Here is a 10,146-nt window from a genome sequence, read left to right on the forward strand (position 1 = left end):
ATTAATCTTACCAGATTTTTAAATAAAAATACACGCCAAAAAAAGTACGTTACTTAAATACTACCACAAACTGTAAGTATTAATCACTTTACCATCTAAACCAATATTATATGCTTTTTGATTATCCTCGGCTACAATGCCATTTTTGTAATGAATTGCTCTTTTTAAATAACTATTATAATTTAAGTGTGTAGAAAATATAATAGCGCCTGTATTACTATCCATACACTGTAAAATAATTGGTGCCTTTTCGGCCGCTGTGGCTGGGAAGAAAATTAATAGGATTTTATCATCACTAAATAAAACTTTTGGCTTGAGGTAAACGCGGTTTGGCGTAAAATCCGAGAAAGAAGTAATTCTTCCCAAATTTCTATAGAAATCTGTTAAAAGTACTTTTTTAAAAGAGAAACCAGAAGGAGAGGAGTCTTTGTAAGCTTGCCTATCCCATCCAAAGTTGGCTTTATTTTTTGGTCCACCTCCATTATCTTTATAAAAATATTTGATAAGTTGCGTTTTGCCACCAGTGCCTCCAGGAACATAAGAAGTAAAGGTAAATCCAGATTTTTCAGTTGCGTTAGCAACCAAATTCTTAAACCCCTGCGAAGCTTCCCATAACTCATCTTTGGTGTAAATTTTTTCAGTAGCTGGGTAATAATTAAATTCATTTCCATCATTTGTGAGTACCCTAAAACCATCGCCTTCGTCAGGGTCTCCAAATTCAATCTTTGCCAAACCGACGCTCAATTCTTTAGAATTTTTGAATAAACTTGTTGTTACTTCGGTTATAGTATAATTGGTTTTGTCGAGTTTAAAAGCATTGGTCTTATTAACGATAAAATAAATGTCACCGTTTATAAAAGTTCTAATGGAGGTATTATTTGACGATAATTGCGTAATTCCTTCTAGTTTCGAGCTTTTAATATTTTTATTTGTCGTTGCATCAAACACATCAGCATAAAAACTATTTTTATCTCTAGATCCATCCACATCTTTTTCGCCTACCACCAATATCATTGGTTTCCCTACCCCGTTTAAGAAAGTTTCTAGATCCGGACTGCTCCAACGGATTGTCTCTTTTTCCAAATTATTAACGATAGGAGCGTCCTTGTATTTAACCGAATTATTAGGACTTAAAAATCGAAATAATACAAAAATCACTATAATTATGACAATTAAAACGGCAAGTACACTTCCAGTTTTTTTGTTTTTTAAACCGCTAAGACCTAAGTCGTTTTGACCATTATTATAGTTGATATTCACATCGTTATTGTCGATAAAATATTCGGTATTACAGTTACTACAGCGATAATAATCTGGCTTTATTTCTATATTTTGAGTACTACCACATTTTGGACATTCAATAACTTTAATTTCTTTCGCCATTAATTCTTCATTGTAAAAATTATCAATTTTTTGCTCACTTTTCTTGAATAAATCGGAATATTTTTATTGATAAATGACCACTAATTTAGTATGGAAAAGTCATTTCAACTCATTACATTTTGTGGCCTTTTACCTCAAATGGCTAAAAACTGACCGGTTGACATTTTACGTGCTGCGTCTTTTGCTCTTTGTGCATAATCACCGTCGTATAGCTCATTTATAGTTTCAAACCAAATGTTTAACCATTGTCCAAAGTGAACTTGATCTATTGTATAATCTAAACTTTTATCAACATTGATGTGCTTTTGAGTTAGATTGCCTTTATATTTTGGAACTCCAAATAAATTAGTTTCCCAAAAATCGGTCAACTTTTTAAGGTGAGGTGGCCATGCATCTTCGTGAATATGGGTGTTAAAAATAACGCCTAATAATTCGTCCTTTCTAATTTTTGCATAAAAGGTATGAACGAGTATTCGAATATCCTCTCGAGTTGCAATGTCTCTCATTTTAAGCGTTTTTAATAACCTCCTCAACACGTTCAAATTTATCTAATTTGGATAAAGTTAAGCGCACCACGCTGTCGGCTTTTGCATGTAAATCGTGTTTTACATTTCCTTCTAATGATACAATTGCCCCTTCTTTTAACGTGTGAATTTTACCATCTACACCGAAATCTATCTCTCCTTTTAAAATATGAACCGTAATTGAATATGGCGTTTTGTGTTCTTTCATCACCTGGCCATTTTTCAATAAAATTCTAATTTCTTTCGAAAATGGCGTTTCAATCACAACATTGGTTAAAATACGGTCTTCGTTAAATTCTAGGTTGTTTGCAAATGATTTAATTTCCATGATTTATGTTTTAAAGTTAAGCATTCATCTCAGCGAGTTGATTGCAAGAAGCCACAGCATAGTAGAATTCTGTACTGCCTCGTCTGTTTTTAAAGTTACAATAATCAATAATTTAAAAAGTCATTAAACCGCAAAATTAAATTTTGGGCTGTTGAAGCTTCGATAATTATCGTTAATTATCTTCAGAGAAATTTATAGCTTATTTTTAAATCTTGGCATTCGGAATCTGGTATATAATGCTGAGTGCTTTTTTACAATTGTGGCAAAAGTGCTTTCCATTTTTTGCCAACTGCCCTTGCATGACTAATATCCTGAATGATTTCAACGGCTCTTAAATTTACTTTTTCATACTTATCCGTACTTATAAATGGCAGTTTAGTATTGTTCGGTTCGATAAAACTGAGGCGATATTTCTGATTGTGCAAAGTGATGTGTGCACCTGCCGAAAAGTAAATAAATGGAAAAGATAGTTTTTGGATCTCACCCAAGTCAATATTAAAAAGCTGTGCCGGTTTATTTTGCTTTAACAATGCGCAGAATTTTTCATTTCCCGATTTTCTTTCTATATTTTTTAATCCACTTTGCCAATATGTTCCTGTGCCTATTGCAGTAAAAACCAAGTTATTTCCATCGAGTTTTAATATCCCGGGCAAACTGTTAAAAATACCACTAATAAGCCATACTTCAGTAGCATAAAAACTGTTCTGTTCCATTGTTTGTTTTTTTCATCGCATCGCTGAACGCAATTGTTTAGTAATTATTGATTTAATAAGCCTTACTGAAAATGATCAATCGGAATTTAGAGTTACAAAGGTTAACAAATTTTTACTTTGGTTGGAAAACGAGTTATCTCTGCGTTAAATTTAGGAATTAAATAATTGAAACGAAGGGTAAACTTTATTACGTAAATTTGTTGTTAGCGTGCGGTTTTTATTTTTTTTCAAATGTCCATTTTATAGCTTTCACTTTTGTAGCTCTAAAAATAGTATTGTGTTCTTCTCTCGGTTCTGGCGAATAATTCCATTTTAGGTTCGTTATATTTTCTGTTTTTAATATTTCAGCTAATTCTTGTGTAAAAGCCGAAATATCTTCTGCATTTGAACCAGCAAACCAAATTCTTTTTTCGGTTTTTGGAAAGTTTGCTAAATGTTCCTTTGCAGTCTTCACTAAATAGTGATCATTCCACCATAATGAAGGGTCGAACGCAATATAATTGTCGAACATATCTGGTGTTGAAAGAAATGTTTCAACAACAAAAAGGCCAGACAATGATTCACCAATTATACTTTTTTCATTTGTAGTTCTATATCGTTTATTTATTTCAGCAAAAAGTTCTTCTTTAATAAATGCTCTAAATTTTTCTGAACCACCAACAATCGGGGCGATTTCTTTATCTTTTGCAACTGCTGTAAAACCTGTTAAATCTCTTCTGCGTTGCGTATTTGCTATTCCGACTAAAATCATTGGGGGAATACTTTTTGATTTTATAAGTTCAGCCAATGTATTTGCAATATGCGGAAAATCTTCGTCTATTATTCCACCGTCTGCCATATACATCACTGGTAAAGAATCTGTACTCGTTTTATATTCTGGCGGTGTCCAAACATTAATTGCTCTTTTCTCTCCAACTTGTTTCGATTCTATTGTAAATTCATCGTGAGCTGGAATTGGGTCACTTTGTTTAGGTGTGTTTGTGCAGCTTGCAAGCGTGATAACTGTGAAAAATAAACCGTAGTAGATAAATTTCATATTTGCTGTTTGTTAATCATTTTTTCGAAAATTTGCTGTGTGCGATAGTTATTTTAATTCGAAGTGTTCTAAATTTCTTCTTATATAATTTATCTTCGATTCATCGTTTTCACTTTCTAACTTTTCAATATTGTCACTAATTTTGTCAAAGTCTTTTTCTCTTTTTGCTTTTTTTCCATCTTCTATCAATGAAATCATTTTTGGATTTTGCATCGCCAAATAATAACTAATGAGTTCATTAAAATAATTTTCTTTTTCTGATTTTTCTAAATTATTTTCATAGTAAAACTCTTTGTCGGCATCTCCAAGTGAAAGAAGCCCCTCAAATTCGTAAGTGAAGTACACAGCTTTAAGTGGGAAGGATAAAGTTTTAATAATTTCATCTTCAACTCCAAAGCAATCAACTTTGGTAGGTTTTATTTTATATGCTAATTCTATTATTTTCAGTTCAATTTTCTGCAAAATTTCAAATGAATTAGGCGCTTCAAAATTTAAAATTTCATTTTTTGAAACTTGAAAAATAGGTAAGTTCAATTGAATTTTAGCAAGTGTTGAAGTTCTTATATTTTCACTCATTGAACTTTCTAATAATTTCTTTTCTCGCTCCTTTTCTTTCCAAATTCTGGGCTGTTCCTTTCTATCCACTTTGTTTTTTTATAATACTGTCTATATTTTGCAAAATTGTGTGTAAAGCATTGCTAAATTAGTAAATTACTGATGAATTGACATAAACCACCGTTAGCCATTTTTTTGAAAAAATTTGCTGTTATAGCTAGTACTTATTTTATTAAACTTGAAGAGTTAGTTTTAGATGTCCGCCCAAACCTTTCTGGATGATTTTCATTAAAGTAGAAAGTCTGATGTCTGAAGCGTCATTTTCGATTCTTGAAATGTAAGATTTATTCGTTCCACACTTTTCCGCAAGTTGTTCTTGTGTCATTCCCAATTTTGTTCGGGCTTCCTCAAGTAAAGCACCAAGGCGGAAAGCTTCAAATTGTTGTTCCCATTCTTCACGTTTCGGATTACCTTTTTCGCCATATTTCTTGTCAAGGATTTCGTCAAGTGTTGTAATATTCTTTTTAGATGTCATTTTGATATTCCTCCATTATTTTAAGTGCCTTTTCAATTTCCTGTTTTGGTGTCTTTTGGCTTTTCTTCTGAAAACCGTTTCCAAGAACCACAAGATTTCCTTTGTCGAAAAATGAAAATATGCGATAAATATTACTTCCAACTTCTACTGTTTTTAACTCCATCTCTGTCCAAATCCTTAACAATTTGCGCTAAAGAAATCTGATTTACGATTAAAAAAAGATCATAATTACAGTTTTCATTAGCTATCTATTTGTTTGGTGTTTTGAAATACTACACTAAAATAAGTTGTAAAATAAGGATTTAGCAAATAAAAATACTTCCTGAAGTATCAGGCAAATAATTTTCTTTGCTTGTAATTATATTTTTTGAATAATAAAAGGGAAGAACTTAAAGAAGGTATATGATCAACTATTTTCAAAATGATACTTTTAAATAGCGGATGTTTTTATGTCTTTCTTCTATCATTTGGTTTGGCATAGTTTCATAGTATTTGTCAAATACTTTTAAAGCAAAGGTGTTTTCGTTGATCCATATTGCATCGTCAATTTGCCATTTATCTGAGTTATAACCCAAATAATCAGTGTATTTGATATTCGTTTCTTTTTGCTCTATTTTTAGTAGTGATATAAAGGAAATCTTTGTTTCATAATCGTTGTTTACATAATATAAAAGCCATTTTAATTTTGGCGACACCAATGGTTTAATTAAACCTCCATCAAATGGTGATGAGATTTCATAGAAGTTATTTGATTTACCATCAATGGCATAAAAAATTCCTAATTCGTTTCTGCTATCAGCATAATAAACTAAAAACAAATCCAATGGTTTTATAAAACCATCATAATAATAAAAGGAATCATAATTTAGCGTATCCTGCTCGAAATTGTACAAACTATCTTTTGTTTTTACACTAAATATTTTAGAAGATTGAATTGTTCTCTTCTTACTTGTATCAATTTGGTCGTTATATAGTTCTTTAAATTTTTCAAACTCTTTTTTAAAAATGGGTTCAAATTTTAATTGTTCGGAGGTATCTGCTAGTTTTGTAGAACCAAGTCTTAACCGATTATTTAAGGTGTCTTCTACAGCCGGTGCATACTCCTTAAACGCTGCGATTTTGTGTTGCTCATTTTTAATGCTTTTTTTTTGTTCAGTTTTACAATTTGTAAAAGCATTACAAATTATTACAAGTAAAGCAAATATTTTTATGTGTTCCATTTTCATTTTTAATTTCACGGGCTAAAAATTACGGCTAACTTCTTGTGTCTGTGCAAGCTTACAAACTTCGGAACCGATATTTTTTAAAGATAAAATTTCTTGCGAAAGATAAACTTGAATTTACCAAATATTCCGCAATTTCGGAAAACCCATGTCGGCAGATTGTACTTTCATTAATATTCAATTTGATTGATTCTTGAACTAATATACCAAGATTTTGTAAGATAGGTACCCGTATATGAAATTCTTGTTTGGAGGTTTTTAGACAGTTTGACGACTTTCGGCTTGGCGATTTTAAAGAATTAGAAAGTAGGAATTTTCAATAATCACTAAACCCACCATTTAGCCAACCCGATATTAGGTAACATATTTATTAGTTTGGTATAAAATTCTCATATTCATTTGTCGTCATTGTTGTTGACTGATATGGGGCTACAAAATTCGGATTTTCTTCATTGTAATCCTCAATTAACTTATTAATTAGGTTTACTTTTAGTGAATTTGGCTTTGTATCGGGAAAATAATACATTTCTTTTGTGTCTCCGCGAATAATCAAATTACTCTTCTGTTTTGCCGAATAATAATTGATATAATTTGATGACTGTTCAACAAGTTCAAATATGCCGTTTTTAAATATTTCCTTTTCAAGTCCGCATCCGTGTGTTAATAATGTAAAATGTATTGTTTTTGGAAATTCAATCGGTTTTTAAGCTTCAATCTCAAATTTTAGGTCTGTAGAATAACAGTCTGGTGCTCCACAATCAAATCCGTGTAGATTAAAAGGAAGGTCAAATTTAATTTTGCCGTGTTCTTCATTTACAAGGCCTCTAATATATAATTCTTGTAAAATACTAGATTTCAAGTTTTCATTAGGTTTCGAGTTAAGAATTAATTTTCGTAAAGAGTCTTGAGTTTCCTCAAACGTCAATTCCTTTTCACTTACTTTTTTGATTTTCGTACTATTATTTTTAGATGCAACTTTTGTCTGTGTAGTACCAACTTTCCTATTTTCTTTACAAGAACAAAAGCTAATTATTATTAGACTTAAAATAAAAAAAGTAAATTTCATAATTCAGTTTTTGTTGGCTTTGTACTATATTACTTAACGTTTTTGTATGTGAGCGGTGGCAATAATGTAGGAATTACGAGATGGTTATACGTGATTGGACAAGGATTAAAAATTCGAGCTATCGGGTAGTTTTTTAATTATTCACATAGACAGTATTACTTTGAATTTTTCTTTTTGTAAAAGAACGTTTGCTTATATAGTCAAATTCTATATTTCTACTAGTCAAATTTTCAACATTGTTTTTAAGGTATTTTATACTATTGTCTAGTTCTAAAATGAATTGCTTTCTTTCCTGAATTATACTATTAGTAGCAATAATTTCTTTCTGCATTACTAAAAGTTTCAATGCTTCTTCTGAATTTTTAATTTTTGTCAAATTCTCTGTTTTACTGTAATTGGACATTACTAAATTATATACTAATTTCAGTTCAATTTTTTTCCTTTCAAAGGGCAAAGTCCTTCATCTACATATCTAGTAATATTCATTTTTTCCTTCCCTTTGGGTGGAATTGTAGTAATGTCTTCTTCAATATTTAGTTTTTTAAAATAGTAAGCACTTGGCGGTTGATTATATACAAATCTACCTTTACAATCTTTACTAAACTTTTCAATTGAACTTTGAGTTTGCACAAGTTGAAATGGTTTTTCATCTAAAAAAGGTTCGACACTTCTATTAAATAAATAAATAGTATCGTTTGTATTATTATAAACCTCATATTTAACATTTAGAATACCTTCCACCAAAACCTCATCATCATGATGATCAACTATTCTTCTATCAAGGGTGGCTTTCTTTATTGTTAATTTTTGTCCGAATGATATCGTACATAAGGAAAGTATAAGTAGTGTGAGAATTATGTTTTTCATAGCTTTTTTTTTAACGGCAGTATTTAAAATTATCGCAGAACGCTAACGTTTTTCTGCTTGGAGATGTGACGGATTAAAAAGCTAAACTTTTCTATTATCACTGAACTTCAAAGGAAGCACAAATCTTCGATTTAGCACTAAACCCGCCATATTGCCAAACCGATGTGTGCGATTGTGCTTTCATTCATCTTTATTAAAAAAGGTAGTAATTGATGTGGTTTCAAATAAATGTTGTTGCTTTTTAGTTTTTATAGTTTCAGTTATTGATGGCATATTTTCTTCCATCGTATTGGTTTCGGTTGTTGTTAATTCGTCCTTCGAAAAATCATACACGAGTCCTGAACTTCCACCAGCACCTCTGTAAAATGCTTCTATTTTTGTAAGAACAAAATCTTTTTCAATATATTTAAAAGAACCAAAAATGTTGCCACTTGATCCTATACTATATAAGTTAATATACAATTCTCCATTTTCAATACTTATGTCTTCTGTATCATAAAATTTAAAATCGAATTCATTGTATTCAATTGGAAATGCAATTTTAGAAACTTTATCTAAACGATAAGATTTATCTTTATTCTGCAATAAAATTAACATTGGTCTTTCTGCTGTTTTTACTTCTTTATGAACTAATACAGCTACAATGTCATCTTTGCCATCTTTATTTAAATCGCCTTTTGCCTCATATTGAATTTCATAAATACCTAAGATAGGAAGGAAATCGGATGCTTTATTTCCTGTTTTTGGATAATGTTCTTGAGGTTCTTGAGGATTATTTTCATCTCCTGCAGTTTCATCGTTAGTTTCTCTATACGAATTTTCGTTTGCGACGTCAGTGGCAATGATTTTTGACTGCGTTATATTATTTGTTTTCTGCGTTTTGTTTTCACAAGATTGCAAAGCAAAAGTAAATGATAAAAGAACAATTAAATATTTCATTGTTTATACTTGCTATTAGTTAATGAAAAATAAGAAGAATCATTCCAAAATACAAAATTATAGGTAATAAAACCACTGTAAATATTTTTATGCAAAATTTTTGTTTTGATAGCATAAATTAGAATAACACTAATCCGTCCCAAAACATAAGAACCATACATCAATATACCAACAATAAACAAATCTATAAAGGCAAGTATTAAGAGTAAAATCCCTATAAGGTAAAATTATTTTTTCATTTGTTTATGTATAGTCTAATTTTTAGGTAGCAGTTTGGTTAGCAGATCACACAACGTTTTGCTGGTTTAAGTTGAGCCTGAAAATTATCTGCACAACAGAGCCTAAACCGCTAAATTTAGTAAATAACTTCAATTTTTCGTGCTCGCACTCCACCCGAGGCTTAACTTAAACTAGCTGTTAGCAGTAGTGCGTATTTTGTTTGGAATATACAAAGCTAAAAATAGCACTAAAGATTAACAAAATTGGAATGGCAAACCAACCGGAAAATATAAGCTCAATTCCATTTTGTCCGCCGTTGGCATAACAAAGTGTATTCCCGTCTGTAAATATACCAAAAGGTAAAATGTCCCGTTACCCTACGGTTAATCCGTAAATGGTTGCGTGCGCCGATACAGGTCAAAGGCAGATTAGTAAAACGAAGAAAAGGAGTACCGCAGGGCAGTCCTTTAAGCCCCTTACTTTCCAATATCCTGCTCAGCGAGTTGGATAAAGAACTGGAAAGCAGAAAGCTAAAATTTGTACGCTATGCCGATGATTTCAGTATCTACTGCAGACTTCCCTCTGATGCGAAACTGATAAGCAAAGCAATCACCAAGTACTTGGTAAGACACCTAAAGCTGAAAGTAAACGTAGCGAAGAGCGGAATAGTAAAACCCGTAAATTTTACCATACTGGGTTTTACGTTTGCACCCACGTACCAAAAAGGGGTAAAGGGAGCGTATCAGCTCACGGTAGGA

The 10,146-nt window shown here is 31.3% G+C and carries 15 protein-coding genes; 1 reads left to right on the forward strand and 14 read right to left on the reverse strand.

The window, feature by feature from the left end:
- Positions 1-60: 60 nt before the first annotated feature.
- The 14 genes from EZJ43_RS13450 to EZJ43_RS13510 form a co-directional block, all read right to left on the reverse strand.
- Entirely contained in the window at positions 61-1,383 is a 1,323-nt protein-coding gene (locus EZJ43_RS13450; RefSeq protein WP_133263231.1) for a hypothetical protein, read from the reverse strand.
- 134 nt (positions 1,384-1,517) lie between these two features.
- Positions 1,518-1,889 carry a group III truncated hemoglobin gene (locus EZJ43_RS13455; RefSeq protein WP_133263232.1) on the reverse strand — a complete coding sequence of 124 codons (372 nt, stop codon included), beginning with the start codon at positions 1,887-1,889 and terminating at the stop codon, positions 1,518-1,520.
- Between the two features lies 1 nt (position 1,890).
- Positions 1,891-2,235, reverse strand: coding sequence for a cupin domain-containing protein (locus tag EZJ43_RS13460; RefSeq protein ID WP_133263233.1), 345 nt, complete (start codon positions 2,233-2,235; stop codon positions 1,891-1,893).
- Positions 2,236-2,486: 251 nt separating this feature from the next.
- Complete coding sequence (locus EZJ43_RS13465; protein ID WP_133263234.1) at positions 2,487-2,948, reverse strand: hypothetical protein; 462 nt, start codon at positions 2,946-2,948, stop codon at positions 2,487-2,489.
- A gap of 217 nt (positions 2,949-3,165) precedes the next feature.
- On the reverse strand, positions 3,166-3,984 hold the full coding sequence (locus tag EZJ43_RS13470; RefSeq protein WP_133263235.1) for an alpha/beta hydrolase: 819 nt from the start codon (positions 3,982-3,984) through the stop codon (positions 3,166-3,168).
- A gap of 48 nt (positions 3,985-4,032) precedes the next feature.
- The gene (locus EZJ43_RS13475) at positions 4,033-4,629 is read right to left on the reverse strand and encodes a hypothetical protein (protein WP_133263236.1); all 597 of its coding nucleotides are present in this window, start codon (positions 4,627-4,629) and stop codon (positions 4,033-4,035) included.
- Positions 4,630-4,771: 142 nt separating this feature from the next.
- Complete coding sequence (locus EZJ43_RS13480) at positions 4,772-5,074, reverse strand: helix-turn-helix domain-containing protein (protein WP_133263237.1); 303 nt, start codon at positions 5,072-5,074, stop codon at positions 4,772-4,774.
- Positions 5,064-5,237 (reverse strand): type II toxin-antitoxin system RelE/ParE family toxin, encoded by a 174-nt coding sequence (locus EZJ43_RS13485; protein ID WP_133263238.1) that lies wholly within the window; start codon positions 5,235-5,237, stop codon positions 5,064-5,066. The genes EZJ43_RS13480 and EZJ43_RS13485 overlap by 11 nt, the downstream gene beginning before the upstream one ends.
- Positions 5,238-5,490: 253 nt before the next feature.
- On the reverse strand, positions 5,491-6,294 hold the full coding sequence (locus tag EZJ43_RS13490; protein ID WP_133263239.1) for a hypothetical protein: 804 nt from the start codon (positions 6,292-6,294) through the stop codon (positions 5,491-5,493).
- A gap of 373 nt (positions 6,295-6,667) precedes the next feature.
- On the reverse strand, positions 6,668-6,823 hold the full coding sequence (locus tag EZJ43_RS17215) for a hypothetical protein (RefSeq protein ID WP_165953174.1): 156 nt from the start codon (positions 6,821-6,823) through the stop codon (positions 6,668-6,670).
- Between the two features lie 177 nt (positions 6,824-7,000).
- On the reverse strand, positions 7,001-7,363 hold the full coding sequence (locus tag EZJ43_RS13495; RefSeq protein ID WP_133263240.1) for a hypothetical protein: 363 nt from the start codon (positions 7,361-7,363) through the stop codon (positions 7,001-7,003).
- A gap of 133 nt (positions 7,364-7,496) precedes the next feature.
- Positions 7,497-7,739, reverse strand: coding sequence for a hypothetical protein (locus EZJ43_RS13500; protein ID WP_133263241.1), 243 nt, complete (start codon positions 7,737-7,739; stop codon positions 7,497-7,499).
- A 47-nt stretch (positions 7,740-7,786) separates the two neighbouring features.
- The gene (locus EZJ43_RS13505; RefSeq protein ID WP_133263242.1) at positions 7,787-8,230 is read right to left on the reverse strand and encodes a hypothetical protein; all 444 of its coding nucleotides are present in this window, start codon (positions 8,228-8,230) and stop codon (positions 7,787-7,789) included.
- Between the two features lie 180 nt (positions 8,231-8,410).
- Positions 8,411-9,169, reverse strand: coding sequence for a hypothetical protein (locus tag EZJ43_RS13510; protein WP_133263243.1), 759 nt, complete (start codon positions 9,167-9,169; stop codon positions 8,411-8,413).
- A 566-nt stretch (positions 9,170-9,735) separates the two neighbouring features.
- Here EZJ43_RS13510 and EZJ43_RS13515 point away from each other — a divergent pair.
- On the forward strand, positions 9,736-10,146 hold a 411-nt coding region (locus EZJ43_RS13515), incomplete at its 3' end, for a reverse transcriptase domain-containing protein (protein WP_262708866.1).

It is taken from the genome of Pedobacter changchengzhani (assembly GCF_004354365.1).
In the GTDB taxonomy this organism is placed as follows: Bacteria; Bacteroidota; Bacteroidia; order Sphingobacteriales; family Sphingobacteriaceae; genus Pedobacter; species Pedobacter changchengzhani.

Excerpts from the sequence above, each read along its gene's own strand:
- EZJ43_RS13470 (WP_133263235.1), bottom strand. The coding sequence starts at position 3,984 with ATGAAATTTATCTACTACGGTTTATTTTTCACAGTTATCACGCTTGCA.
- EZJ43_RS13465 (WP_133263234.1), bottom strand. The coding sequence starts at position 2,948 with ATGGAACAGAACAGTTTTTATGCTACTGAAGTATGGCTTATTAGTGGT.
- EZJ43_RS13480 (WP_133263237.1), bottom strand. The coding sequence starts at position 5,074 with ATGACATCTAAAAAGAATATTACAACACTTGACGAAATCCTTGACAAG.
- EZJ43_RS13505 (WP_133263242.1), bottom strand. The coding sequence starts at position 8,230 with ATGAAAAACATAATTCTCACACTACTTATACTTTCCTTATGTACGATA.
- EZJ43_RS13450 (WP_133263231.1), bottom strand. The coding sequence starts at position 1,383 with ATGGCGAAAGAAATTAAAGTTATTGAATGTCCAAAATGTGGTAGTACT.
- EZJ43_RS13485 (WP_133263238.1), bottom strand. The coding sequence starts at position 5,237 with ATGGAGTTAAAAACAGTAGAAGTTGGAAGTAATATTTATCGCATATTT.
- EZJ43_RS13455 (WP_133263232.1), bottom strand. The coding sequence starts at position 1,889 with ATGAGAGACATTGCAACTCGAGAGGATATTCGAATACTCGTTCATACC.
- EZJ43_RS13510 (WP_133263243.1), bottom strand. The coding sequence starts at position 9,169 with ATGAAATATTTAATTGTTCTTTTATCATTTACTTTTGCTTTGCAATCT.
- EZJ43_RS13460 (WP_133263233.1), bottom strand. The coding sequence starts at position 2,235 with ATGGAAATTAAATCATTTGCAAACAACCTAGAATTTAACGAAGACCGT.
- EZJ43_RS17215 (WP_165953174.1), bottom strand. The coding sequence starts at position 6,823 with ATGTATTATTTTCCCGATACAAAGCCAAATTCACTAAAAGTAAACCTA.
- EZJ43_RS13490 (WP_133263239.1), bottom strand. The coding sequence starts at position 6,294 with ATGGAACACATAAAAATATTTGCTTTACTTGTAATAATTTGTAATGCT.
- EZJ43_RS13495 (WP_133263240.1), bottom strand. The coding sequence starts at position 7,363 with ATGAAATTTACTTTTTTTATTTTAAGTCTAATAATAATTAGCTTTTGT.